Source organism: Variovorax sp. GW821-FHT10B04, from assembly GCF_059415645.1.
Window position 1 is genome coordinate 320,600 of sequence record NZ_JBWKNQ010000003.1, and the last position, 25,493, is coordinate 346,092.

Annotated in this window: 24 protein-coding genes; 8 read left to right on the forward strand and 16 right to left on the reverse strand. The window is 65.5% G+C overall.

Going from position 1 to position 25,493, the window contains the following annotated elements; genetic code table 11:
- Position 1: 1 nt before the first annotated feature.
- A complete protein-coding gene (locus tag AC07PZ_RS09715; RefSeq protein ID WP_495294845.1) occupies positions 2-1,168 on the reverse strand; it encodes a M20 aminoacylase family protein in 1,167 nt (388 codons plus the stop codon).
- A 143-nt stretch (positions 1,169-1,311) separates the two neighbouring features.
- Positions 1,312-2,655 (reverse strand): DUF3100 domain-containing protein, encoded by a 1,344-nt coding sequence (locus AC07PZ_RS09720; protein ID WP_495294846.1) that lies wholly within the window; start codon positions 2,653-2,655, stop codon positions 1,312-1,314.
- A 127-nt stretch (positions 2,656-2,782) separates the two neighbouring features.
- Here AC07PZ_RS09720 and AC07PZ_RS09725 point away from each other — a divergent pair, with 127 nt between their 5' ends.
- Together AC07PZ_RS09725 and AC07PZ_RS09730 are read left to right on the forward strand one after the other, a co-directional pair.
- Complete coding sequence (locus AC07PZ_RS09725) at positions 2,783-3,700, forward strand: LysR family transcriptional regulator (protein ID WP_495294847.1); 918 nt, start codon at positions 2,783-2,785, stop codon at positions 3,698-3,700.
- Positions 3,701-3,777: 77 nt separating this feature from the next.
- On the forward strand, positions 3,778-4,518 hold the full coding sequence (locus AC07PZ_RS09730) for an aldolase (protein WP_495294848.1): 741 nt from the start codon (positions 3,778-3,780) through the stop codon (positions 4,516-4,518).
- A gap of 36 nt (positions 4,519-4,554) precedes the next feature.
- On the opposite strand, the gene AC07PZ_RS09735 is transcribed toward AC07PZ_RS09730, so the two are convergent.
- The 4 genes from AC07PZ_RS09735 to AC07PZ_RS09750 form a co-directional block, all read right to left on the reverse strand.
- Positions 4,555-5,253 carry an SDR family oxidoreductase gene (locus AC07PZ_RS09735; protein WP_495294849.1) on the reverse strand — a complete coding sequence of 233 codons (699 nt, stop codon included), beginning with the start codon at positions 5,251-5,253 and terminating at the stop codon, positions 4,555-4,557.
- A 40-nt stretch (positions 5,254-5,293) separates the two neighbouring features.
- Positions 5,294-6,757 carry an MATE family efflux transporter gene (locus AC07PZ_RS09740; protein ID WP_495294850.1) on the reverse strand — a complete coding sequence of 488 codons (1,464 nt, stop codon included), beginning with the start codon at positions 6,755-6,757 and terminating at the stop codon, positions 5,294-5,296.
- A 25-nt stretch (positions 6,758-6,782) separates the two neighbouring features.
- On the reverse strand, positions 6,783-8,099 hold the full coding sequence (locus AC07PZ_RS09745) for an MFS transporter (protein ID WP_495294851.1): 1,317 nt from the start codon (positions 8,097-8,099) through the stop codon (positions 6,783-6,785).
- 67 nt (positions 8,100-8,166) lie between these two features.
- The gene (locus AC07PZ_RS09750; RefSeq protein ID WP_495294852.1) at positions 8,167-8,622 is read right to left on the reverse strand and encodes a MarR family winged helix-turn-helix transcriptional regulator; all 456 of its coding nucleotides are present in this window, start codon (positions 8,620-8,622) and stop codon (positions 8,167-8,169) included.
- A gap of 65 nt (positions 8,623-8,687) precedes the next feature.
- Here AC07PZ_RS09750 and AC07PZ_RS09755 point away from each other — a divergent pair, with 65 nt between their 5' ends.
- From AC07PZ_RS09755 to AC07PZ_RS09770, 4 genes are all read left to right on the forward strand, one after another.
- Complete coding sequence (locus tag AC07PZ_RS09755; RefSeq protein WP_495294853.1) at positions 8,688-9,233, forward strand: PaaI family thioesterase; 546 nt, start codon at positions 8,688-8,690, stop codon at positions 9,231-9,233.
- Between the two features lie 156 nt (positions 9,234-9,389).
- The gene (locus AC07PZ_RS09760; protein WP_495294854.1) at positions 9,390-10,451 is read left to right on the forward strand and encodes a Fe(3+) ABC transporter substrate-binding protein; all 1,062 of its coding nucleotides are present in this window, start codon (positions 9,390-9,392) and stop codon (positions 10,449-10,451) included.
- 136 nt (positions 10,452-10,587) lie between these two features.
- The gene (locus tag AC07PZ_RS09765; protein ID WP_495294855.1) at positions 10,588-12,261 is read left to right on the forward strand and encodes an ABC transporter permease; all 1,674 of its coding nucleotides are present in this window, start codon (positions 10,588-10,590) and stop codon (positions 12,259-12,261) included.
- Positions 12,258-12,944: an ABC transporter ATP-binding protein gene (locus AC07PZ_RS09770; protein ID WP_495294856.1), complete on the forward strand. Its 687-nt coding sequence runs from the start codon at positions 12,258-12,260 to the stop codon at positions 12,942-12,944. The genes AC07PZ_RS09765 and AC07PZ_RS09770 overlap by 4 nt, the downstream gene beginning before the upstream one ends.
- Before the next feature lie 48 nt (positions 12,945-12,992).
- Here the strand turns inward: AC07PZ_RS09770 and AC07PZ_RS09775 are convergent, their stop codons facing one another.
- Entirely contained in the window at positions 12,993-13,922 is a 930-nt protein-coding gene (locus AC07PZ_RS09775) for a LysR family transcriptional regulator (protein ID WP_495294857.1), read from the reverse strand.
- 207 nt (positions 13,923-14,129) lie between these two features.
- On the opposite strand from AC07PZ_RS09775, the gene AC07PZ_RS09780 reads away from it, so the two are divergent.
- Positions 14,130-15,296: a mandelate racemase/muconate lactonizing enzyme family protein gene (locus AC07PZ_RS09780; protein ID WP_495294858.1), complete on the forward strand. Its 1,167-nt coding sequence runs from the start codon at positions 14,130-14,132 to the stop codon at positions 15,294-15,296.
- 65 nt (positions 15,297-15,361) lie between these two features.
- The gene (gene gloA / locus AC07PZ_RS09785; protein WP_495294859.1) at positions 15,362-15,775 is read left to right on the forward strand and encodes a lactoylglutathione lyase; all 414 of its coding nucleotides are present in this window, start codon (positions 15,362-15,364) and stop codon (positions 15,773-15,775) included.
- A gap of 27 nt (positions 15,776-15,802) precedes the next feature.
- Here the strand turns inward: gloA and AC07PZ_RS09790 are convergent, their stop codons facing one another.
- The 9 genes from AC07PZ_RS09790 to AC07PZ_RS09830 all read right to left on the reverse strand — a co-directional run bounded on the left by AC07PZ_RS09790 (position 15,803) and on the right by AC07PZ_RS09830 (position 25,491).
- Positions 15,803-17,956, reverse strand: coding sequence for a hypothetical protein (locus AC07PZ_RS09790; RefSeq protein ID WP_495294860.1), 2,154 nt, complete (start codon positions 17,954-17,956; stop codon positions 15,803-15,805).
- 6 nt (positions 17,957-17,962) lie between these two features.
- The gene (locus AC07PZ_RS09795) at positions 17,963-18,646 is read right to left on the reverse strand and encodes a hypothetical protein (protein WP_495294861.1); all 684 of its coding nucleotides are present in this window, start codon (positions 18,644-18,646) and stop codon (positions 17,963-17,965) included.
- Positions 18,647-18,795: 149 nt separating this feature from the next.
- Positions 18,796-19,551 carry a hypothetical protein gene (locus tag AC07PZ_RS09800; protein WP_495294862.1) on the reverse strand — a complete coding sequence of 252 codons (756 nt, stop codon included), beginning with the start codon at positions 19,549-19,551 and terminating at the stop codon, positions 18,796-18,798.
- 7 nt (positions 19,552-19,558) lie between these two features.
- Positions 19,559-20,323, reverse strand: coding sequence for a hypothetical protein (locus AC07PZ_RS09805; RefSeq protein ID WP_495294863.1), 765 nt, complete (start codon positions 20,321-20,323; stop codon positions 19,559-19,561).
- Positions 20,324-20,580: 257 nt separating this feature from the next.
- A complete protein-coding gene (locus tag AC07PZ_RS09810; protein WP_495294864.1) occupies positions 20,581-21,393 on the reverse strand; it encodes a hypothetical protein in 813 nt (270 codons plus the stop codon).
- Positions 21,394-21,413: 20 nt separating this feature from the next.
- Positions 21,414-22,784 (reverse strand): HlyD family type I secretion periplasmic adaptor subunit, encoded by a 1,371-nt coding sequence (locus AC07PZ_RS09815; RefSeq protein ID WP_495294865.1) that lies wholly within the window; start codon positions 22,782-22,784, stop codon positions 21,414-21,416.
- Positions 22,781-24,049, reverse strand: a complete 1,269-nt coding sequence (locus AC07PZ_RS09820; RefSeq protein ID WP_495294866.1) for an ATP-binding cassette domain-containing protein — start codon at positions 24,047-24,049, stop codon at positions 22,781-22,783. The genes AC07PZ_RS09815 and AC07PZ_RS09820 overlap by 4 nt, the downstream gene beginning before the upstream one ends.
- The gene (locus AC07PZ_RS09825) at positions 24,046-24,579 is read right to left on the reverse strand and encodes a hypothetical protein (protein WP_495294867.1); all 534 of its coding nucleotides are present in this window, start codon (positions 24,577-24,579) and stop codon (positions 24,046-24,048) included. Before AC07PZ_RS09825 ends, AC07PZ_RS09820 begins: the two co-directional genes overlap by 4 nt.
- Positions 24,580-24,765: 186 nt before the next feature.
- Entirely contained in the window at positions 24,766-25,491 is a 726-nt protein-coding gene (locus AC07PZ_RS09830; protein WP_495294868.1) for a haloacid dehalogenase type II, read from the reverse strand.
- Positions 25,492-25,493 lie beyond the last annotated feature (2 nt).

Genomic DNA, 25,493 nt, shown 5'->3' on the forward strand with positions numbered 1-25,493 from the left:
GTCACGCGGGCAGTTGCCGCTTGACCAGCGCGACCCAGTAGGCGGCGCCGAGCGGCAGGATCGCGTCGTTGAAGTCGTAGTACGGGTTGTGGATCGGCGGGTCGTTCGGGCCCTCACCGGCACCGATGCCGATGTAGGCGCCCGGGCGCTTCTGCAGCATGAAGGCGAAGTCCTCGGAGCCCATGGCCGGCGGCACGTCGGTGTGGACCTGGGCTTCGTCGACCAGGCTGGCCGCGGCGGCAACGGCGGCTGCCGTCTCGGCCGGCGTGTTGACCACGCCCGGATAGCCATGCCGGTAGTCGAGCGCCACGGTCGCGCCGTGGGTCTGCGCCACGCCGTCGCAGATCTGCTGCATCCCGGCCTTGGTGCGCTGCTGCACGGCGGCGTCGAGCGTGCGCACGGTGCCGCGCAGCACGACGTTCTCGGGGATCACGTTCCAGGTGTCGCCACCATGGATCTGCGTGACGCTCACCACCGCCGAATCGGTCGCGCCGGTGCGGCGGCTCACCACGGTCTGCAGCGCGTTGATCAGCTGCGCGGCCACCACCACCGAATCGATGCCGGTCTCGGGCATCGCGGCATGGCTGCCCTTGCCGGTGATGCGGATCTCGAAAGTGTCGAGGTACGCCGTCATCGTGCCGGTGCGGATCGCGAAGTGGCCGCGCGGCAATTGCGGGAAGTTGTGCATGCCGTAGACGGCGTCGGCCGGGAACTGCTCGAACAGGCCCTCCTCCACCATCACGCGGCCGCCGCCCTCGTTCTCCTCGGCCGGCTGGAACACGAAGTGCACCGTGCCCTTGAAGGGCTTGTGGCGCGACAGGTGCTCGGCCGCGCCCAGCAGCATCGCGGTATGGCCGTCATGGCCGCAGCCGTGCATCCGGCCGGCGCACTTCGACGCGTGCGGCGCATTGCCGAGTTCCTGCATCTCGAGCGCATCGAGATCGGCGCGCAGCGCGATGCTGGGGCCGTCGCCGTTCTTCAGCGTGGCGACCACGCCGGTACCGGCCAGGCCGCGATGCACGGGCAGGCCCATCAGCATCAGCGCATTGGCCACGACGTTCGACGTGCGGTGCTCCTGGAAGGCCGTCTCGGGATTGGCATGGATGTCTCGGCGCCAGCTCAGCATGCGGGCGCGGGTGTCTTCGGCAATCTCGGGGTCGCGGTACATGGGGATGGTCTCGGTGAGTTGATGTGAAATGGAGTTTGTCGGGAAACGCCGCGGAACCGGCTTTGCCGGGCCGCTGGTGTTGCCCCCTTGAGGGGGTTCGGGAAAGCGACACGCAGTGCGCGACGCCTGGGGTGGGCCTTGTTCTAGTGGAAGAATTCGGCGATCAGCGTAGCGCCCAGGAAGGTACCCGCGGTGGCGGTCAGCGACACCACCACGATGCGCCAGCCCAGTTGGCGGAACACCGGCAGGTCCTTGGCGACGGAGAAGCCGGCCAGCGCCAGCACCGGCGTCGTGAAGGCCATGAAGTTGAGCTTGGCGGTGAGCGCGATCACGGCGTCCGAGAACGGGAACAGGCCCGGCACGCCGACGACGGTCGCGATGATCGACAGCACCAGCACCATCGGGATGCGTGGCAGCAGGCGGCGGATGGCCTCGACCACGGCGGCGATCAGCACGACCACGGCCATGCCTTCGAGCGACACCCACACCGGGACCTTGAACGACAGTGCGTTGCCGATGACCACGCCGCCCGCCATCACGGCCCAGGCGATCAGCACGTCCGCTGCGGACAGCGGCGCGGCTTCCGGTGCGGCGGCCTCGGTACCGGCTGCTTCGCCGGCAGACATCGGCGCACGAGCCTTCGACGCGCGGCCCAGCACCGGTTCCAGCTTGCCGTAGAGCCACACGCAGATCGGCAGCGACAGGAAGAGCGTGAAGTAGAAGCCCACCACCGAGGTGAGCAAGTTCGATGCCGCGGCGATGGCGGTCAGCTGCGGCAGCATCTCGGCCGGTTGCTGCGCGCCGATCGCGCCGATGGCCGCGGCCATCAGGCTGCCGGAGCCGACGCCCGCGCCCATGGCGAGCGAGCGCGGATCGAAGATGTTCAGGCTGGTCACGAAGCCCGCGAGGATCGCGATGAACAGCGCACCGAGCACGGTGCCCGTGATGTATTCGGCCAGCACGCCGCGGCCTTCGGGCGACGCCATGCCGTACTTCTCTCCGATGATCACGAGGTTGCCCTCGCGGCCGACCGAGAAGGTCGCGCCGACCGCCTCGCGCTTGATGCCCAGCAGCAGCGCCAGCGGCAGGCCCAGCGCCAGCGTGCCGAGCGCATGGCCGAACTCCTGGAACACCAGCGCCCAGCCGGCCTGCTTCACCATCGGCAGCGCCGCACCGACCGTGAGGCCCATCTTCACGATGAACAGCAGCAGGCCCGCGTTCATCAGTGCGCCGGCATAGGACTGCAGCCCGGTCGACACGCTCGCCACCGCCGGCAGCCGGCGATGCGCCACGCCCCAGACCGCCGCCAGCAGCAGCGCCCAGAGCATCGGCAGCAGCACGACCTTGCCCGGGCCGACCTTGAACTGCGCGGGGCCGATGAGTTCGGCCAGTGCCACCACGACCAGCGTGATGAGCACGAGCTTGAATTTGCCGGAGCCCGTGGCGGGCCGCGCGGCGAGCGGAAGAGTGACGGTCGGGGAGTTCATGCGGGGTGCGGGTCGTGGGTCGTTTCGGTCGAAGTGCGGCGAGTCTCGGGCAACGAACACCTTGCATCAATGACCGCGAATTGGGATATTCGTTGCATCGAATGCAACACTCGCGGACAACGAAGACATGGATGACAAACTCGATGCGCGCCGCGTGCGCTACTTCATGCAGGTGCTCGACAGCGGCTCGGTGCGCGGCGCCGCCGAGGTGCTCGACATGGACCCGTCGGCCGTGAGCCGCGCGATCGGCACGCTCGAACAGGAATGCGGCGCGCGGTTGCTGGAACGCCGCGGCCGTGGCGTGGTGCCGACCGACGCGGGCCAGTTGCTGGCCGGCTACGTCCGCCGCCAGCACAGCCAGAAGCAGCACCTGTTCGCGCAGATGGACAGCATCCAGAAGATCGAACGCGGCCACATCGACATCGTGGCGGGCGAAGGCTACGTCGACTGGCTGATGCGCCACAGCCTGCGCGACTTCATGCACGCGCACCCGAAGATCACGGTCGACCTCGACGTCGGCAGCACCGACGAAATCGTGCGGCGCATCGTCGACGAACGCGCCCACATCGGCCTGCTGTTCCAGCCGCCGAAGGACGAGCGGCTGCGCTCGCACCATTCGCACCCGCAGCCGATCCTGGCGATGGTGCTGGCGTCGCATCCCCTCACGAAACTCGATCGTCCGTTGCGGCTCACCGACCTGCAGCCCTACGCCGGCGCCACGCTGCACCGCGATTTCGGCGTGCGCCAGCATATCGAGGCGGCCGAGGTCAGCGAGGGCGTGCGCCTGAACACGCTGCTCACGACCACCTCGTTCACGGCGCTCGGCCGCTTCGCGGCCGCGGGGCTGGGCTATGCGCTCGGCACGCGCGTGGCGCTCACGCCGCACACGGACAACACCACGCTGGTCGAACTGCCGATGAAGAACCCGCTGCTGTCGCAGGGTTGCAGCCACATCGTGTCGCGCCACGGCCGCATGCTGTCGCCGGCCGCCGCCGAGCTGCTGCGGCGGATCGTGCAGGACATGACGGCCTATATGGCGCAGTGAAGCGCTCGGAGACCGCCATCGAGGGAGAATCAAGGGTTTTCCCGACGAATCACGACGCCCTTTCTCCTTCCCTTCCCATGTCCTTCGAAACCGATTACGCCAGTCCCGCCGTGCGCACGCTGCGCGAAGACCTCGCGCTCGCACTCCGCGCCGCAGCCCATCACGGCCTGTCGGAAGGCGTGTGCAACCACTTCAGCGTGATGCTGCCCGGCGTGCAGGACCGCTACCTGATCAATCCGCGCGGCCTGCACTGGAGCGAGATCGGCCCCGACGACATCGTGCTGATCGACGTGCACGGCGAAGTCCTGGCCGGCCGGCACCGCGTCGAGCCGACCGCCCTCTTCATCCACGGTGCGATACACCGCCTGACCGGCCACGCGGTCGTGCTGCACGTGCATTCGCCCTACGCGACCGCGCTGACGCTGACCGCCGACCGCGCGCTCGACACCACGCTGAGCCAGAACGCGATGCGCTACATGGGCCGGCTCGCGATCGACGCCGACTACAACGGCCTGGCGCTCGACGACGCCGAAGGCGAACGCATCGCCCATGCGATGGCCGGCAAGGACGTCGCCTTTCTGGGCAACCACGGCGTGGTCGTCGCGGGCCCGACCATCGGCTGGGCCTACGACGATCTGTATTACCTCGAGCGCGCCTGCATGCACCAGGTGATCGCACAGTCGACCGGCCGGCCGCTGGCGCCCGTCCATGCCGAACTCGCAGCCCGCGTCGCAGCCCAGGTGCAGAGCGAGCGCGAACAGTCCGACCTGTTCTTCGAGGCGCTGCGCCGCATGCTGCCCGCACCGCGGGCCGCCTGAGGCAGCGCGCCCCGAGGCCCGGGCCGAGGCTTCTTCTCAGGCCGCGTAGGCCGGCGTCGCGAGCGACAGGCTCTTCTTGATCTGCCGGCTGACCTCGTCGGCCAGCACCTCGAACGCGCCGGCCTCGACGCCTTCGAGCGTGGTCCGCGCGACATCGGCGGGCGACGACTTGGGCGCATCGAGTCCACGCGTCATGTCGGTGTCCATGTAGCCGACGTGCAGCGCAACCACCTGCGTGCCCTGGCCGCGCAGTTCGTTGCGCAGGCCGTTGGTCAGCGACCAGGCGGCCGACTTCGACGCGCTGTAGGTCGCCACGCTCGGGAACGAGACCCAGCTCAGCGCCGACAGCACGTTCACGATGGCACCGCCGCCATTGGCCTTGAGCACCGGCGCGAAGGCGCTGGCCAGCGCCCACGGGCCGAAGAAGTTGACGTCGAACTCGGCACGCGCCGCCGCGATCGCGTCCGGCGACGCCAGCAGGCCGGAGCCCTTCGAAATGCCCGCGTTGTTGATCAGCAGCGTGACGTCGCCGCAGGCACGCACGGCGGCCGCGACCTCTTCGGCATTGCCCACGTCGAGCCGGACCGGCACCACGCCGGCAAGCGTGATGCCGGCCGGATCGCGCGCTGCCGCATAGACCTTGCGCGCACCGGCGGCCAGTGCCGCCTGCGCAAAGGCCAGGCCGAGGCCACGGTTGGCGCCGGTGATGAAAACGACGGAGTCCTTGATGTTCATGATGTGCTTTCGATGATCGAGAGAAATGGATCGGGAGAAATCAGGTGGAAGACAGCGTGCGGCCGCGTGCGGGCTCCAGCCGCTGCAGCAGCGCGCGCGTGCTGCGCGGCCAGCCGACCGGGCCGAACCAGGCGCCGCCTGCGATGGCCGACGAGATGACCACGCCATAGACGACGAGCGCGACGCCCTGCGCGACGAACACGTGCGTGAGCTCGCCGCCCCAGCGCAGCGCCAGCCAGCCGCCGATGCCGGCCACGGCCAGCCGCGCGAGGTTGCCCAGCACCGGCCACAGCAGCCGGCCCGCGCCCTGCGACGCGAAATACAGCACCAGCCCGACGCCGAAGAAACCATAGAGCGGGCCCACCGCGCGCAGGTAATGCGTGCCGGCTTCCAGCATTGCCGGATCGTTGCCGAACAGCAGCAGCCAGGGGCGCGGGAACAGGGCGGCGGCCAGGCCGATCGCCTCGGTCAGCGTGAAGGCGAGCAAGGCGCCGGTCCATGTCGCACGCAATGCGCGCTCGCGCTGGCCGGCACCGATGCAGGTACCGACCATCGCGACCAGCGGCGCACCGAGGCCGAACACCAGCGGCACCAGCAGGTACTCGAGCCGCGACGCGGTGCCGTAGCCCGCGATGGCGCCGGAGCCGAAATGACCGGCCAGGGCGGTCGTGATGCCGATCGCGAGGTTGGTCGCGACCGTCGACACCGCACCCACCAGGCCGACGCGCAGGATGTCGCTGAACATCGGCCACTGCAGCGTCCAGTTCGTGAGCGACAGCTTGAGCAGGCTGCGGCGCGAGCGCAGGTAGACGATCAGCGCGAGCGAACCGAGCAGGTAGTAGATGAGCAGCGCCATCGCACCGCCCGCGATGCCCATGCCGTGGATCGGGCCCCAGCCGAAGATCAGCAGCGGCGACAACGGGATCAGGAACACGACGCCGACCACCGTCACGTTCGCCGGCACCGCCATGTTGCCGGTGCCGCGGATCACGGCCGACAGCGAGTTGAAGAGCCACACCAGCACCGCCCCGGCAAAGACCCAGTTGGAATAGGTCATGGCCGCGTCGAGTGCCGCGCCGGTGCCGCCCATCAGGCTGTACAGCCAGCGCCCCGCGAACAGCAGCGCCAGCATGAAGGCGAGGCCGAAGCCGGCGGCGATGACGATCGCATGGCGCACCAGCGCGTCGGCGTCCTGGCGCCGGCCGGCGCCGAGCGCGCGCGCGATGGCCGAGGCGATGCCGCCGCCCATCGCGCCGGCCGAGGTCATCTGCATCAGCATCACGATCGGGAAGACCAGCGCCATGCCGGCCAGCGCGTCGGTACCGAGCTTGCCGACGAAGAAGGTCTCGATCAGCCCGACGGCCGCTTGCGCAACCATCACGAGCACGTTGGGCGCGGCAAGGCGCAGCAGCGTCGGCACGATCGGCGCTTCGAGCAGCCGGCGCGTGCGCGGGTCGATGGCAGCGGCAGGACGGCCTGGTGCCGATGCGGTGGTGGTGGTCATGGTGCGTGCTCCACAGGGCAGGTGATCAGGCGCGTGCCGCGGTCGCAGCGACCGGCGTCCCGGGCTTGGCCGCAGCGGGCCGGCGGATGATCAGCACCAGGCCCGCAGCGACCAGGCAGGCGGCGCCGGCCGCGTAGAGCGCGGGGGTGTAGGTCAGCAGCAGCGTGCGCACGAAGCCGGCGCCGTAGGCGGCCGTGGCCGCGCCCAGCTGGTGGGCCGCGAACACCCAGCCGAACACCAGACCGACCTTGGCCGGACCGAAGGCGGCGCCAGCGAGCTTGACGGTCGGCGGCACGGTGGCGATCCAGTCGAGGCCGTAGAACATCGCGAACAGGCCCAGGCCATAAATGGTGAATTCCGAATGCGGCAGCCAGAACAGCGACAGACCGCGCAGGCCGTAGTACCAGAACAGCAGCTTGCGGTTGTCGTAGCGGTCCGACAGCCAGCCCGACAGGATGGTGCCGACGAAGTCGAACGCGCCCATCATCGCCAGCACCGAAGCGGCCGGCACGGCGCTCATGCCGTTGTCGCCGCACAGCGAGATGAAGTGCGTCTGCACCAGTCCGTTGGTGCTCAGGCCGCAGATGAAGAAGGTGGCGGCGAGGATCAGGAAGGTGCGGTTGCCGATGACTTCCTTCAGCACGACGAAAGGCGTGCGGAAGTTCATCGCGATGGCGGGCGCCGCCGGTGCGGCAGGCTGTGCGCTCGGCACCTCGCCGAAAGGCAGCAGGCCGACGTCCGATGGCCGGTTGCGCATGAGGAGCAGCGCCAGCAGACCGATGACCACGCTGCCGATCACGATCGGCACCACCGCCGAGCGCCAGCCCCAGTGTTCGATCATCCAGGCCGCGAAGGGCAGGAAGGCGAGCTGGCCGGTGGCCGAGCTGGCGGTGAGCAGCCCCACGACCAGGCCGCGCCGCGCCACGAACCAGCGGTTGGCGACCACCGCGCCCAGCACGAGCGCCGTCATGCCGGTGCCCAGGCCGAGCATCAGGCTCCACAGCACGAACAGTTGCCACAGCTGCGAGGCCATGGTGACCAGCGCCATGCCGGCCCCGACCAGCGCCAGCCCCGCGCAGATGACGGCGCGCACGCCGTAACGCTCCATCAACACCGCGGCGAACGGGCCCATGAGCCCGAACAGCGCGAAGCGCAAGGCCAGCGACGAAGAGATCTCGCTGGTGCTCCAGCCGAATTCCTGGCCGAGCGGCTTGAGCATCGCGCCGGGCAATCCGAGCGCGGCCGACATGGTCAGCATCGTCAGGAAGGTGATGGCGGCGACGACCCAGCCGTAGTGGATGCCGCGGCGCTGCAGCCATGCGGAAACTTGATTGGCGAACATGGGAAGGCCCTGAGGTGAACGTGGGAGAAAAGAAGGAAGAAGGCGCGCGGTGGATTCGGGGACGACGTCAGTCGTCGTGCGACACCACCTCGGGACCCAGCAGGTCGAGGGATTCGTTGATCAGCGCATGCAGCGCCAGCACCCGCTCGACACCCAGCTGCGCATTGAGCTTCTGCTGTGCGGCCTTCCAGTGCTTCTGCGCCTCGCGACGCTTGGCTTCACCGGACTCGGTGATGCGCACCAGCCGGCTGCGCGCATCGGCACCGGCGCCAAGCTCCAGCCACCCGGCGGCAACCAGCGGCTGCAGGTTGCGGCTCAGCGTGGACGCCGTCATCTTCATCGCCGCGGCAAGGTCCACAGGCCGCAGCGGGCCGAGGTTCATCACGTGGGACAGCAGGGAATACTGCGTGGTCTTGAGCCCGCACTGCGACATCTCGGCGTCGTAGCTCTGGCCCACGCGGCGCATCAGCTGGCGCACCTTGAAATTGGTACAGCCCTGCGGCTTGCTGGTTTCGGAAGTCATGCAGATGATTGTAGCTACAATCGTTGCACATGCAACTATCCAGGAAATGGATGATGGAGAAGGCAATGGAGAAGACGTTGATGGACCGCTGGCTGGAAGAAGAACGCGCCGTGATCGCGCGGCTCGAAGCGGGCCCGGGCCCCGGCCTCGCGCGCCCCGAACAGATCGCGGGCAGGACGGGTCTCGAAGTGATGCAGATGATGCTGAACGGCGAGATTCCCTATGCAGCGATCGCCAAGACGCTCGACTTCACGATCGTCGAAGTCGCACCGGGTCGCGCCGTGTTCCAGGGCACGCCGCTGGCGCAGCACCTGAACCCGCTGGGCACGATCCACGGCGGCTGGATCGCCACGCTGCTCGACTCGGCGCTCGGCTGTTCGGTCCACACGATGATGCCGCCCGGCCGCGGCTACACCACGGCCGAACTCGGCGTGAACTACGTGAAGGGCGTGACGCCGAAAGTGCAGCGCGTGCGCGCCGAAGGCAAGGTCATCCACTGCGGCCGGCAACTCGCCACCGCGGAGGCACGGCTGGTCGGCGCCGACGGCACGCTGTACGCACACGCGACCACGACCTGCCTCGTGTTCGAGATGCCGCCGCCGCGCCCCTGAACCCATCGGCCGATACGCCAATAGGCCTGCGGTCCATGCGCGTATGGGGTGGTTTTCGATGAGTCGCGTTTGATAATTATTCGCGTCTGCGCACGACGGTGCACACGACGCGAACGACATCTCCCCTGCTCTCTCACCACCCATCGGAGGATCTTGATGACCGCTCCCCTGCGCGCGCCTGCGCGTGTCCAACGTGCGCTGATCGGCGCTGCCCTTGCCGCCACCGGCATCGCCTTTGCCGTGCCGGCTTCTGCCGCCGAATCGCTCACGCTCTACACCACGCGTGAACCAGGGCTGATCCAGCCGCTGATCGCCGCCTTCAGCGCCCAGAGCAAGATCCAGGTCAACACCGTGTTCGTGAAGGACGGCCTGCTGGAACGCGTGAAGGCCGAAGGCGCCCGCTCGCCGGCCGACGTGCTGATGACGGTCGACGTGGGCAACCTGCTCGACCTGGTCGACGGCGGCGTGACGCAGCCGGTGAAGTCCGCCGCGCTCGAGTCCGCAATCCCGGCCAACCTGCGTGGCGCCGACGGCCAGTGGTTCTCGCTGTCGATGCGGGCGCGCGTGCTGTACGCCGACAAGGCGCTGCCCTTGAACAGCTTCCGCTACGAAGACCTGGCCGATCCGAAGTGGAAGGGCAAGGTCTGCATTCGCGCCGGACAGCATCCGTACAACACCGCGCTGGTGGCATCGCTGATCGCGCACGACGGCGAAGCCAGGGCCGAGCAGTGGCTGCGCGGCGTGAAGGCGAACCTCGCGCGCAAGGCGACCGGCGGCGACCGCGACGTGGCGCGCGACATCCTCGGCGGCATCTGCGACATCGGCCTGGCCAACTCGTACTACGTCGGCCAGATGAAGGGCGCCAAGGAAGGCAGCGACGCGCGCAAGTGGGGCGACGCGATCAAGGTCATCAAGCCGACCTTCGCGAACGCGAAGAGCGGTGGCACGCACGTCAACGTGAGCGGCGCGTCGGTCGCGAAGCATGCGCCGAACAAGGCCAATGCGGTCAAGCTGCTCGAGTTCCTGGTGTCCGAGCCGGCGCAGGTGCTGTATGCGGAAGCCAACTACGAGTACCCGGTGCGAAAGGGTGTGGCACTCGACCCGATCGTCGCCAGCAGCATCGGTGAGCTGAAGGTCGACCCGCTGCCGCTGATCGAGATCGCGAAGTACCGCAAGCAAGCGAGCGCCCTCGTTGACAAGGTCGGCTTCGACCAGTAATCGGCTCCCCCCCAGGCTTCGCGCACTTCGTGTCGCTCTCGCCAACCCCCTTCCGGGGGCAACACGAGCAGCCCGGCAAAGCCGGTTCCGCCGTGTTTCTGGAACAGACAGCGGTGCGCCGGGTCTGTCACGCCGGATGAAGTTGTCCATTCGACCCACGGGCCCGCATGCAGTCGGGCCGGCCTGGCGCATCGCCTCCGTGGTGATTGCGCTGGGCGTGCTTGCGCCCGTGCTGACGCTGGGCTGGCTGGCGCTGGGCGCCGACCTCGGGCACTGGGCGAACCTGCTGCAGAACGTGCTGCCGCGGGCAGCGCTCAACACGGCGCTGCTGCTGGCCGGCGTCGGCGCGCTGGTGCTGGTGATCGGCACCGGCTGCGCCTGGCTGGTGACGGCCTGCGACTTTCCGGGCCGTGGCGTGCTGCACTGGGCGCTGCTGCTCCCGCTCGCGATGCCGACCTACATCGTCGCCTTCGCGTACCTCGACCTGCTGCATCCGCTCGGCCCGGTCCAGGGCGCGATCCGATGGGTGCTGGGCTTCGACAGCCCGCGGCAGTTCCGCCTGCCGGACCTGCGCTCGCTGCCGGGCGCGATCTTCGTGCTCGCGGCGGTGCTCTACCCCTACGTCTACATGACGGCGCGCGCGATGTTCATGACCCAGCCCGCCCACCTGATGGAAGCCGCCCGGACACTGGGCGAAGGCCGGGCGGGCGCGTTCTTCCGCGTGGCGCTGCCGCTCGCGCGGCCGGCCCTCGCGGTCGGGCTGAGCCTCGCGCTGCTCGAGACGCTCAACGACATCGGCGCCTCCGAATTCCTCGGCGTGAACACGCTCACGGTGGCCGTCTACACGACCTGGATCACGCGCTCCGACCTGGCCGGTGCCGCACAGATCGCCTGCGCGATGCTGGTGATGGTGGTTGCGCTGGTGGGGCTCGAACGGCACGGCCGCCGGCACCAGCGCTTCGGCTCCGCGCAGCGCATGCGTGCGATGCAGCCGCGCCGGCTGCACGGCGCCGCCGCCTGGCTCGCCACGGCCGCGGCGAGCCTGCCGGTCGCCATCGGCTTCGTGGCACCGGCGATGTACCTGGCATGGGAAACGGCCAAGCGCCTGCGGCTGGGCGGCGGCATCTCGCAAGGGCTGATCGACAGCCTGGCCAACACGCTCGCGCTGGCCGGCGGCGTGACCACGATGGCGGTCGTGGCCGGCCTGGTGGTGGCCTGGGCCGCGCGCCAGACCGGCAACGGCCACCGTCGCCCGCACTGGAGCTCTCGCGCGTCGACGTTGGCAACATGGGGTTATGCGCTGCCCGGCACGGTGCTCGCGATCGGTCTGCTGACACCCGCGCTGGCCGTCGACGCCACGCTTGCAGCCGCACTCGGACTGCCGGGGCTGCCGCTGATGGGCGCCGGCGTGGTGCTGGTCGTCGCCTGCACGATCCGCTTCCTCGCGATGCCGGTCGGCGGCATCGAGGCCGGGCTCGCGCGCATTCCGCCCGCGCTCGAACAGGCATCGCGCCTGCTCGGCGAAAGCCCGCTCGGCACATTGCGCCGCGTGCACCTGCCGCTGCTGCGCCCGGCCATCGCGACCGGCGCCTTGCTGGTCTTCGTCGATGCGATGAAGGAACTGCCCGCCACGCTGCTGCTGCGCCCGGCCAACTTCGACACGCTCGCGACCTGGCTCTACGCCGAGGCGGCGCGCGGCACCTATGAGGAAGGCGCGATCGCCGCGCTCGGCATCGTGCTCGCGGGCCTGCTGCCGGTGCTGCTGCTGGCGCGCAGCCAACTCGCCCACGATCCGGTGACGAACGCATGAACACTGCCCTGCACCTCGATGCCGTGCGCATCGCCTATGACGCCGCGGCGGGGCCGCACACCGTGGTCGACGGGTTCTCGCTCACGCTGGACGCGGGGCGCATCGCCTGCCTGCTCGGGCCGTCGGGCTGCGGCAAGACGACGGTGCTGCGCGCCATCGCCGGCTTCGAACCGGTGCGCGACGGCACGATCCGCCTGGGCGACGAGGTGCTGTCGTCGGCCCGCGTGCATCTGCCGCCGGAGCGCCGCCGCGTCGGCATGATGTTCCAGGAATACGCGCTGTTCCCGCACCTCACGGCGGCGCAGAACATCGCGTTCGGGCTGCGCCGCCTGCCGCGCGCCGCGCAAGAGGCGCGCACGGCCGAGCTGCTCGCGCTCGTCGGCCTGCCCGACGCGGGCGGGCGCCATCCGCACGCGCTGTCGGGCGGCCAGCAGCAGCGCGTCGCGCTGGCACGTGCGCTCGCACCGTCGCCGCGACTGCTGCTGCTCGACGAACCCTTCTCCAACCTCGACATCGGCACGCGCGAGCGGCTCACGGCAGAGGTACGCGACATCCTCCGTGCGGCCGGGCAGACCGCCCTGCTGGTGACGCACAACCACGCCGAAGCACAGGCCATGGCCGACCACGTCGGCGTGATGCACCAGGGCCGGCTGGCGCGCTGGGAAACGGTCGAACGCCGCTGAGCGCAAGACCGCGGAACAGGCCGCTCAACAGGCCGCTCAACAGGCCATTCAGGCGTCCGCGACCAGCCGCCAGAGTGCCTCGGCCGCCGCAGCCATTTCGGTCGGCTGGCGATACAGCCGGATGTCGATCGGCACCTGCCACGCGCCCGCGCCCGCGTCGACCAGCGCGCCGCTGCGCAGCTCGTCCGCCACCAGGCTCAGCGGCAACCAGGCGAGGCCACGCCCCTCGACGGCCATGGTGCGCAGCAGCACCGCGTGATGGGCGGTGAAGACCACCGACATCGGCGGCGCCGGCCTGCCGGCATCGCGATCGGCCGCGCGCATGTGGGCTCGCATGATCCGGCCGAGCCCCGAGGCCTCGCTGTAGGCGAGCACGGCGGGTGGCGTGTCGCCGCCGAGCCGGTGCAGCGGTGCGCCATCGGCAGCCGGTGCCGCGACCGGCATCAGCAGGTCGCCGCTCAGGCGCCGCATCGGGAAGGCGTTGTCGTCGAGGCGTCCCGGCACGTCGGCATGGCCATGGCACAGCACGAACTGCACGCGGCGCTGCAGCAGCAGGTCTTCGCAGGCCTGCGAGCTGTCCGACACGGTCTGGATCGGCCCGAGCGGCAGTTGCGCCTCGATGCCACCCAGCCAGCACGGGAAGAAGGTCAGCGACAGCACGTGCGTGGCCGCGAAGCTCAGGCTGGCCGCTGCGAGTTCGTGTGCGGCGCGGGCCTGCGTGCGGGCCGACTCGAGGCTGGCCAGCGTTTCCTGCAGCAGCGGATGGAAGCGCTTGCCGGCGGCCGTCAGCGCGGCCGGATGCGCACTGCGATCGAACAGTTCGACACCCATCCATTCCTCCAGCGCGCGGATGTGCCGGCTGAACGCGGGCTGCGCGATGGCACGCGCCTGCGCGGCGCGCGAGAAGTTGCCGGTCTCGGCCAGCGCCAGAAAGTCTTCGAGCCAGTCGAGGTCGAGAGGTCGGTTGCCGGGTCCCATGGCGCGGATGGATAGTTCTATGCGATTCGGGTATTGGACGGTCGATGCCGCGGCGGAAAAAGATGCAGGCCTTCCTTGCAGCCGGACCGCCATGCAGAAGCCGAGGCCTCCATCGCCACCACCATCGCGAATTATCGCGGGGCGCCTCGTGCAGCAGCGCGGCACGCGAGACAAGCCTTTCCATCCGCCAGCACGCGACACACGACCATGAAAATCGTCAACATCCTCGAATCCACGCGCCCGATCAAGTCGGACATCCGCAACGCCTACATCGACTTCTCGAAGATGACGCTGAGTCTCGTCGCGGTCGTCACCGACGTGATCCGCGATGGCCGCCCGGTGATCGGCTACGGCTTCAATTCGAACGGCCGTTATGGCCAGGGCGGACTGATCCGCGAGCGCTTCCTGCCGCGGCTGCTGGAGGCCGAGCCCGCGTCGCTGCTCGACGAGACCGGCGACAACCTCGACCCGCACAGGATCTGGGCCCGCATGATGATCAACGAGAAGCCCGGCGGCCACGGCGAGCGCTCGGTGGCGGTGGGCACCATCGACATGGCGGTATGGGACGCCGTCGCCAAGATCGAGGGCAAGCCGCTCTACCAGTTGCTGGCCGAACGCTACGGCAGCGGCACGCCGAACCCGCGTGTGTTCGTCTATGCCGCGGGCGGCTACTACTACCCGGGCAAGGGCGTCGAAGGCCTGCAGCGCGAGATGACCAGCTACCTCGAACGCGGCTATTCGGTGGTCAAGATGAAGATCGGCGGCGCCTCGCTGGCGGACGACTGCGAGCGCATCGAGTCGGTGCTGAAGATCCTCGGCCCGCGCCAGCAGCTGGCGGTGGATGCCAATGGCCGCTTCGACCTGAAGACCGCCGTCGACTACGGCCGCGCGCTGTCGCAGTACCCCCTGTTCTGGTACGAGGAGGCCGGCGACCCGCTCGACTACGAACTGCAGGCCAGGCTCGGCGAGGTCTACCAGGGCCCGATGGCGACCGGCGAGAACCTGTTCTCGATGCAGGACGCGCGCAACCTGATCCGCCACGGCGGCATGCACAAGGACCGCGACTGGCTGCAGTTCGACTGTGCGCTGAGCTATGGCCTGGTCGAGTACCTGCGCACGCTGGACATGCTCAAGGAATACGGCTGGTCGCCGAGCCGCTGCATTCCGCACGGCGGCCACCAGATGTCGCTGGCCATCGCGGCGGGCCTGGGCCTGGGCGGCAACGAGAGCTACCCCGACCTGTTCCAGCCCTACGGCGGTTTCCCGGACGGCGTGAAGGTGCAGAACGGCTACGTCACGCTGCCACCGCTGCCGGGCATCGGCTTCGAAGGCAAGGCCGATCTGATCGCGGAGATGCGCGCACTGGCGAGCTGAGGCGCACGGGATCACGGGAGCCGATCGGCGCACGAGGGGAATCGCCGCTGCGGATAATTCCGCCCATGCGACTACTCCACACGATGCTCCGCGTTGGCAACCTCCAGCGCTCGATTGATTTCTACACCCAGGTGCTCGGCATGCAGCTGCTGCGCACCTCCGAAAACCCCGAGTACAAGTACAGCCTGGCCTTCGTCGGCTACGAAGGCAACCCGGCCCAGGCCGAGATCGAGCTGACCTACAACTGGGGCATCGAGAGCTACGAGCTCGGCACCGCCTACGGCCACATCGCACTGGGCGTGCCCGACGCGTACGCGGCCTGCGAGAAGATCAAGGCGTCGGGCGGCAACGTCACCCGCGAAGCCGGCCCGGTGAAGGGCGGCACCACGGTCATCGCGTTCGTCACGGACCCGGACGGTTACAAGATCGAGTTGATCCAGCGTGCGGACGACGCGAGCGCTGGGGGCGGGCTGCGCTGAAGCTGGCCACAAGCCCGCCGCGACCGTCTACTGATATGGCGTCATGGGGCCGACTTCGACGTCAGCGTTGACGTAGGGCTCGTAGTGAGCAGGGATCGAAGATCCTTGTTGCGTCGACATACCGCTTCCGCTGGGCGCGACTCCCGTCACACCCAAGCCCTCGCCGAAGGCGGCATTCCATTGGCCGAATCCCGTGATCACCACACCTTTCACCTGCTCGCCAAAGTAGGTGACGTGCCCTGACGCGTCATATCCGATCAGTTGATTCTGGTCTGCCCCATAGAAGTCGAAGTCAACGAAGAAGCGAGAACCGTCATCGAAGACCCGGTTCGTGAAATCCTGATGCCCCGAGACGTCGAACCTCGATTCGACACGGCTCCAGCCCTGGACGCCATTCTGGTCAAAGTCCGTCCAGTCTCGGCTTCCTCCGTCCTGCACGACATTGCGCCAGTCCTCGCGCCCCTGCGCATCGAAGTGACTTGACCAGATGCTGTCGCCTCGGACATTGGACTGATCGAAGTCCGTCCAGTCCCGGCTGCCGTCGTCTTCGATCACGTTGCGCCAGTCTTCTCGCCCCTGCGCATCGAAGTGACTTGACCAGACGCTGTCGCCTCGAACGTTGGACTGGTCGAGGTCCGTCCAGTCCCGGCTGCCGTCGTCTTCGATCACGTTGCGCCAGTCTTCTCGCCCCTGCGCATCGAAGTGACTTGACCAGACGCTGTCGCCTCGAACGTTGGACTGGTCGAGGTCCGTCCAGTCCCGGCTGCCGTCGTCTTCGATCACGTTGCGCCAGTCTTCACGACCTTGCGCGTCGAAGTGGCTGGACCAGATGCTGTCGCCTCGAACGTTGGACTGGTCGAAGTCCGTCGAGTCACGGCTGCCGTCGTCCTGGATCACGATTCGCCAGTCCTCGCGCCCTTGCGTATCGAAATGGGTCGACCAGATGCTGTCACCTCGGACGTTGGACTGGTCGAAGTCTGTCGAGTCACGGCTGCCGTCGTCCTGGGTCACGATGCGCCAGTCCTCGCGCCCTTGCGCATCGAAATGGGTCGACCAGATGCTGTCGCCTCGCACGTTGGACTGGTCGAAGTCCGTCGAGTCGCGGCTGCCGTCGTCCTGGGTCACGACGCGCCAATCCTGGCGTCCCTGCGCGTCGAATGCCGTCGTCCACGACGCGTAATCCGCGTTGTCGTGCGCACCATCGGTTTCAGTGACCTGGACGACATTGCCGTGGGGGTCATAGCGCGTGGTGAGCTGATCGTGGCTCGCACCGGTTTCGGTCCTCTGGTACAGGCTGCCCGAGGCGTCGAACACGAGATCAGTTCGACGGCCATCTTCGTACACGACGCCGGCACTTGAAGAGCCATCGTCATACGTCACGACATCCGTCAGTTCGTACCCGATCGCGTTGTAGCTCTGCTGGACATGGCTCAGGTAGTCGGCGCCTTGCTGCGTGCCGTTCAAGTGCAGCACGTCGATCACGTACTGGCCAGCCTCCATCGGGTAAGAGTGGTTGTTGTACGCAGCCATCTGCTCGCGAGAGTTTTCGACGATGTAGGCGGCCCTGGCTGCACCAGCCAAACCCAGCCCATCCGCGACGCCTTCGAGTTGCGCGAAGCGCTGGTAGAGAGGGTCGGTCGCAAGAGAGGCGCGATTGGACGCTGTGTATTCCGTGTTCAGGCTGGCGAGCTGCGTGCGGAATTGATAGGACTCGTAGCGGGCGGCGGTTTCGTCGTCGAGGATGGCGTTGATGTAGTTGTCGCCACGGGTTGTAGCAGTTACGCCATCACCCGCCTGAAGCAGTTCACGACCAGCGGCCACGCGCAATGCAACACGCGCTTCCTCTCCATGTCCAGCGCCTTCATGCTTGATGTTCTCAACAAATCGAAGAACGCTGGTGTCACTACCTGATACGAGATCTTCAACTCGAAGAACGACCTGTCCGGGCTGAATTATCCGGTTTTGGTCGTCACTTTCAGGATTAATGAACATTGCAGGATTCCCGCGCATATTGTCTGAAGCCGTCGATGTGCGCACCGTCAAACTGCCGTCATTTAAATGATCCTTTAAAGTATCGAGCGAGGTCAAGCGCTGGTCATTGATAAGCGCCATAGCGCGTGCAATCAGAATTGGATTGACGCCAGCAAGACCCGAGAACACGCTTGCATTAATGACTGTCATAATTCTCTACTCCTGGTAACGACCAAGCACGGCAATTTCGCTCACGCAGCCAGTGCTAATGATTTTTCGAGTAACGGGATCGCGATTCTGCCCCAAAACCAAGTGAAATCCCTGCCCGTGATAATTCCCTGTATTGCTCCAACTGAACATTCCCCATACGTATGCTGGAGGCCAATAGCGGATGGCAGCATGTGGCGACGTGTCGGCATTCATGAACTTAGACCCGGTGTAGACGGCCAGTTCATACGGATTGAGGCAGAAGCCGCTTTGCTTGGGTGAGATGACGAGCGTCAAGGTTTGAGACGATTTTCCTGGTGGTCTGGCCCGCAATATGCTATAGCGGTCACCCAAACCGAACCTGTGCAACTCGGGATCTATGTAGCGTGTTCCGCTGATTACGAATTGCCTGCTATAGAAACTCATTTCCTGCGGTTTAAGCGGACGCTCTGTTAGCGTAATTTCCATCTTTTGCTCTACCTCCTTGACACTCGGCGGCCTCTCATCCGGAGTCTTCGGAAACAGCGCGAGCATGTTGTCGATCAACTGCTTGATCTCCGGAGGCCAGCTGTCGGCGACGCTCGGGTCACGTGGCGGCAACGGTGTGCCCTCGGGCTGCGGCACCAGGCGCAGCGGTTCTTTGCGAGTTGGCACAGCGGAATCTGCTGTTGACCCCTCCGCTCTCTTTTCCACGACTGGATCAGTCGTCGCGCACGCAGATATGAGTGCTGTGGTAGCCAATAGCGCTACTTTCAATCTTCTTAATCTATTCATTCTGATACTCCCTGGTTATGCGTCTGTGTGCGTTAGATGGCGCACACCAGTCGCAATATTTTTAACGCTTAATTCAAATAGATGACACCTCTCTGCATGCCGTTCAAGTGCAGCACATCGATCACGTACTGACCGGCCTCCATCGGGCAGGAGTGGTTGTTGTACGCAGCCATCTGCTCGCGAGAGTTTTCGACGATGTAGGCGGCCCTGGCTGCACCAGCCAAACCCAGCCCATCCGCGACGCCTTCGAGTTGCGCGAAGCGCTGGTAGAGAGGGTCGGTCGCAAGAGAGGCGCGATTGGACGCTGTGTATTCCGTGTTCAGGCTGGCGAGCTGCGTGCGGAATTGATAGGACTCGTAGCGGGCGGCGGTTTCGTCGTCGAGGATGGCGTTGATGTAGCGGTCGCCACGGGTTGTTGTAGAAGGGTCGCCGCCTGTCTCTAACAATCTTTGCTCTGCAGCTAAGCGCAAATCGATACGGCCATCGTCTCCGTGCCCACCACCTTCGTGAACAATGTTGTCAATCAATCTAAGAACGCTGGTGTCGCTACTTGATAGAAGATCTTCAACTCGAAGAACGATTTGTCCAGGTCGAGTGATTTGTCCTTTTTCATCAAATTTTGGATCGATAAAAACTGCGGGATTTCCTCGCATATCCTCTGACGCCGTCGCAACGCGAATCATCCAAGTTCTCGCCTCCAATTCCTGCCGCAATGGCTCAAGAAAATCCAGCCGCTGATCATTGATAAGCGCAACAGTACGTGCAATCAAATTTGAATTTGCACTTGCAATTCCCGAAAATGCGTTTGCATTGATTATTGTCATGATTTTTCTACTCCTGATAACGACCAAACACACCAATTTGACTTACACAGCCAGCAGAAATTATTTTTTCGGTCGTTATATCTCGATCCTGCCCTAGAATTACGTGAAATCCCTGTCCGTGGTAGTACCCCGTATTACTCCAACTAAACATTCCCCACACATAGGCGGGCGGCCAGCGGCGAATTACAGCATGCGGCGACATATCTGCATTCATGAACTTTGAACCGGTGTAGACAGCCAGTTCATACGGATTGAGGCAGAAGCCGCTTTGCTTGGGTGAGATGACGAGTGTCAATGCTTGAGACGATTCCCCTGGTGGACTGGTCCGCAATATGCTGTAGCGGTCACCCAAACCGAACCTGTGCAACTCGGGATTTATGTAACGTGTTCCGCTGATTACGAATTGCCTGCTATAGAAATTCATTTCCTGCGGTTTAAGCGGACGCTCTGTTAGCCTAATTCCCATTTTTTGCTCTACCTCCTTGACACTCGGCGGTCTCTCATCCGGAGTCTTCGGAAACAGCGTGAGCATGTTGTCGATCAACTGCTTGATCTCCGGAGGCCAGTTGTCGGCGACGCTCGGGTCACGTGGCGGCAGCGGCGTGCCCTCGGGCTGCGGCACTAGGCGCAGCGGTTCTTTGGGAATTGGCGCAGCGGAATCTGTTGTTGACCCCTCTGCTCTCTTTTCCGTGGCTGGATCAGCCGTCGTGCACGCAGATATGAGTACTGTGGTAGCCAATAACGCTATTTTCAATCTTTTTAATCTATTCATTTTGATACTCCCTGGTTATGCGTCTGTGCCCGTTAAATGATGCACACCGACCGTAGTACTTCTAACGTTCAGTTCAAATAGGCGACACTCGCTGCGTGCCGTTCAAGTGCAATACGTCGATCACGTACTGACCAGCCTCCATCGGGTAGGAGTGGTTGTTGTGCGCAGCCATCTATCATTGACAAGCGAAATAGCACGAGCAATAAGCTGCGAGCTCACCCCCGTTAGTTCAGGAAAAACACTTGGATCGATGGTTGTCATTGCTGCTCTTCTTTCTGATGAAGCCCGTACACACTGAGGGCATGAACACAGATAAAACCGGTTATCTCTTGCCCCGGCGAGTTTCGATTACTTCCGATCAAAATATCAAAACCTTGCCCCTCATAGCTACCTGTATTGCTCCAAGCAAACATGCCCCAAACATAAGCAGGAGGCCAGAAAATAACAGTTGCATGCGGTGATGTATCCCCGTTCTTGAATTTTGAACCCGTGTAGACAGCGAGCTCATAGGGGTTTAGGCAAAATCCACTTTGCTTTGGAGACAAGACCAGTTGTAGCGCTTGAATCATTTTTCCTGGGGATTTTTCCCGCGTGATGCCATAGAACTCACCTAAGCCAAATCCACCTTGATCCCTCAAACTTGGATCCATGTATCGCGTCCCACTAACCTCGTATCTTTTGCTCCAAATACGCATCTCATTTGCAAGGAGTTGTCTTTCAGTTAGGGTAATTCCTATTTTTTGTTCCACATCCCTCACACTCGGCGGTCTTTCATCTGGCGTCTTCGGAAACAGCGTGAGCATGTTGTCGACCAATTCTTTTATCTCCGGCGGCCAGCCGTCAGCAATGCTCGGATCGCGTGGCGGCAGCGGTGTGCCCTCGGGCTGCGGCACCAAGCGCAGCGACTCTTTGCGAATTGGCGCGACGACAGCCATTTGCGGTCCGTCGGCATTCCGGGGTTCCGCCGGATCAATTGCCGTGCATGCCGAGACACACACCAAAGCGCCGATCAGCGCCACCTCGAACCGTCGCAGTCGCTTCATTTCGCCCGCCTCTTTCAAGTTGTTCATCGCTGATGCAGCGAAGCCTGTTACCGCTCTCTCAAGCTGCGCCGCACGCCGTCAAGAATCGGGTCGGCGAGGTAACGCCATGCCGTGCGCTCCACGGTTGGAATGAACACCTCGGCCTGCATCCCCGGCGACAGACCGAGCGTCTGCCCGGCCAACTGGCTGGCTGTCAGGAGGGCGTCCGGACTCACGGTGATGTGGGCAACGTAGTACGGCGCATTCGGGTTGGGCCCGTGCGGATCGGTCAGGCGGTCGGCGCCGACGTAGATCAGCCGCCCTTCGACCTGTGGCGTGGCGCGTGCGCGATAGGCCGTCAACAAGACGTGCACGACACCGTCACGCGCCCGCACTTGCTGCACGTCACGAATATCGGACGGGGTGATGCGGGCCTCGATCACGACCTGCGCGCCGTCGGGCACGATGTCCAGAACGTGCTCGCGCGGGCCGATGGCCGCACCGGCCGTGTGGACCGACAGGTCGACCACTTCGCCGGCCACGGGCGCCACGATGTGCTGGCGTGCCTGAGCGTCCAGGGCCGGGCGCAGTTCCTGCGCCAACTGCGCGAGCAGGGCCGTCACGTCTTTCATGTCGTCGGCGGCCGAACGAGCGAATTCGGTTTTCTGGGCGGCGAGCTTCAAACGGATGTCGGCCTCTCGCTGACGTGCCTGCGACAACTGCGCCTGCGTACCTTGCATCCGAGCGCGATAGTCCGCCACGACACGCTGCAACTCAGTGAGCCGCGCCTCGCTCACGAAGCCGTCGGCCCTGAGCTTTTCATTGGAAGCCAGATCACGCTGCGCGAGTTGCAAGGCCGAGCCGGTGGTGTCGATCAACTCTTGCTGCGTCGCGATTTCACGGCGCGTCTGCGCCAGTTGTTCGGCCAGCCAATGCGCTTGTTCGGCCTGCTGGCGCGCTCGCGCAGCGAATAAGTCCTTCTCGCGCTCAGCGAGCCTCTGGGCATGCGCATCGTCGTCGTTTGCAGCGAATTCGTGCAACGCGCCCAGATCGGGCGCAAACGGCATGCCGCTTGTTTCTGCCTGCAAACGCTGCGCCTTGAGCACACTGGCCACGCGCTGCTCGCGCAGTGCCTGCGCCGTGGCGGACACGCGTTCATCAGCCAGCGTGACGAGCGTCTGGCCCGCGGCCACATGGTCGCCATCCTTGACGTGGATCATCGATACGATGCCGCCTTCTGCATGCAGCACGGTCTTGCGATTGCCTGAGGATTTGACTGTGCCTTCCGCAACGACTGCTGCGGACAATGGGGCCAAGGCAGCCCATGCGCTCAGCGCCAATGCACCGAGCAAGGCCCCGGCGATCCCCAGACGCAAGGCGCGCCGCTGCTCCGTTTGCCACAAGGAGGATCCGGGCACAGCCCTTTCGTTCGCGCTCATGCATTCACCGCCTGATGCTGCTCGCCCTGATCGGCGCTCCGTGTCTTCGGCACCGACTGATTGCGCTGCACCATCCACTGGTGGACTTCCTCGCGTTGTCCGAATTTTTCGAGCGTGCCTTGCCGCAGCAGTAGCACATGGCTGGCCAAGGCGATCAGGTTCGGCCGATGCGTGACGAGAACGACGGTCGAACCTTGTCGGCGCAGGGCATGCAGGCAGCGCTCCAGTGCGGCGTCACCTTCGGCATCGAGCTGGCTGTTGGGCTCGTCGAGCACGATCAAGCAAGGCACGTCGATGCCCGCGCCCGGCGTAACGTAGAGCGCACGCGCCAGGGCGATGCGTTGCCGTTGACCTCCGGAGAGGCGCATCGCGCCGGCTTCATGGCCAAGGCGCGTGTCATAGCCTTTGGGCAGCGCGGTGATCAACTCGTGGGCATCGGCTCGACGCGCGGCCTTGACGACCGCCTGACTCTGCTCCTCGCTGAGTGGCTCGGTGGATTGCCAGAGTCTCGCGATGTTGTGCGCGATGCTGCCGCTGTGCAGCAACACCTCTTGCGGCAGATAGCCGGTACTGCGACCACGCGCGCGAGCGCCGTACTGTTGCAATGCGGCACCGTCGAGAGCAATACCACCTTGCGTGGGCATCTGTATGCCGGCCAGGACACGGGCCAGCGTGCTCTTGCCACTTCCGCTCTTTCCCAGCACGGCCAGCATGGCGCCCGCGGGTAGTTGGAAATTCACGTTATGCAGAACAGCTGGCTCGCTGGCCGCAGGCCTGACGCCGAGGTTCGTTGCATCGACTTTCCCCCTGCAGGCGGGCAGGACCGCCTCGGGGTCCGAATCTTGCGCCTGGCGCTGTACCAGAAGAAGCTGTGACAGCCTGCTGACGGCCTTGCGTGCTTCCAGCACTTGCTTCCACCCGCCGATGAGGATTTCCAGGGGCATGAGCGCCTTGCCCAGCAGGATGCTGCCGGCGATCATGACGCCGCCGGTCGCCTGTCCCTGGAGCACGAGCCAGGCGCCGGCAGCCAGCATGGTGAACTGGAGAATCTGGCGCATGAGCTTGCCGGCGAGCTTGAGGTTGTGGCCTGGAAGTTCGGCGTCGAGCCGGGCGCATGCCGCCTCCGACATCATGGCTTGCAATGCGCCACCGACCTGGTCTTGTTGACCATGGGCCTGCAACACCTCGTGAAAGACTGCAATCTCGCTCGCATTGCGCTGGACATTGATCTGCGCCTGTTCGGCCAGGCCGGCAGGCGCACTCAAACGCCAATCGGTGAACCATGCAGCGCGACGAGCGCGACGATGCCGCCCAAAGCAATGGCACCGAGCAACGGATGGAACGCCGTGATCACCAGCAGATAAACCAGTGTCCAGGGGAGGTCGGCGATCGCAATCAGTGCGGGGCTGCCGAGATGGCCGCGCCACACGGCCAGATCACGCCAGATTTGCGGAAACAGGACGCTCGACATTGAGGTCGGCGCGCCGAGGACGAGCGGCATCAATTCCTGCACGACCTGCTGCTCCAGGCTGGTGGCACGTGCGGCGTACCAGCGGGACCTTGCTGCCTCGACCAACCACCAGGCTGCCAGCGAAAGTACGACGGCAGCCAGAAGCATCAGAAGTGTTTCGCCACGCCGGCTGCTCAGCACCCGGTCGTATATCTGCAGCGTGACCAGTGTGGGAACAAGCAGAAGCACATGGACAGCGGAGCTCGCAAAAAAAGCAAGGCCGACGTGCCCCGACGACGCCCACGGCAGAAGCCGTCTGGCGTTGAACCCTTCCTTGGCTGACATGCGGATATCCCTCCCCGTTGTTCTCTCGCAGGGCGCGTTCAGCGCGCATGCGGAGTCAGCATCTATGCTGACCGGGCGGGATTTTCCAAGTGCATCGATGACCGCAATCTCGTGAATCCTCACGACACTGCAGGTGGGCATTCATGGGGGCATTGATCGCCCCGTCAGACACCCCGGTAGCTGGCCTCAGCAGCCCAGCAGATCCGCCAGCGCGCCGATGTCGCGCGCATGCAGCGTATTGCCGGCCTGCGGCGACACGTCCTTCGGCCGGTCGGCGCCGAACTCATGGGGACGCTCGATGTACCCGGTCTTGAGCCCGCAGCCACGGGCGGCCGCGAGGTCGTCGTGGTGCGCGGCAGCCAGCATCACCTGGCCCGGCGTCACGTCGAACACACCGGCCACGCCGAGGTAGGTGCGCGGGTCCGGCTTGTAGGCCTTGAACACTTCGGCCGACAGCACGCAATCCCAGGGCAGTCCGGCGCGCTTGGCCATGTCCGCCAGCAAACCGATGTTGCCGTTCGACAGCGTGCAGATCGTGAACTTCGCCTTCAGCCGCGTCAGCCCCTGGACCGCATCCGGCCACGCCGGCAGGCGATGCCATGCGCGGTTGAGTTCGCGCTTCTTCGCCGCATCGAGCCCGGTCACGCCGAAGTCGCGCAGCACGCCTTCGAGGATGCTCGCGTGCAATTCGTCCAGCAGCGTGAAGCCGCCCTCGCCCGCTGCCATGCGTTCCATCACGCTGCGCATGGCCGGCTGGTAACCGGCACGCCAGGCGAGCGCGAAGGCGCTGCCGTCGATGCCGGGCAGTGCAGCTTCGGCCTCGGCCGCGATGCCGCCGTGCCAGTCGACCACGGTGCCGAAGATGTCGAAGGCGATGACCCGCAGGTCGTCGACGTCGAATGCCTCTGCCATGT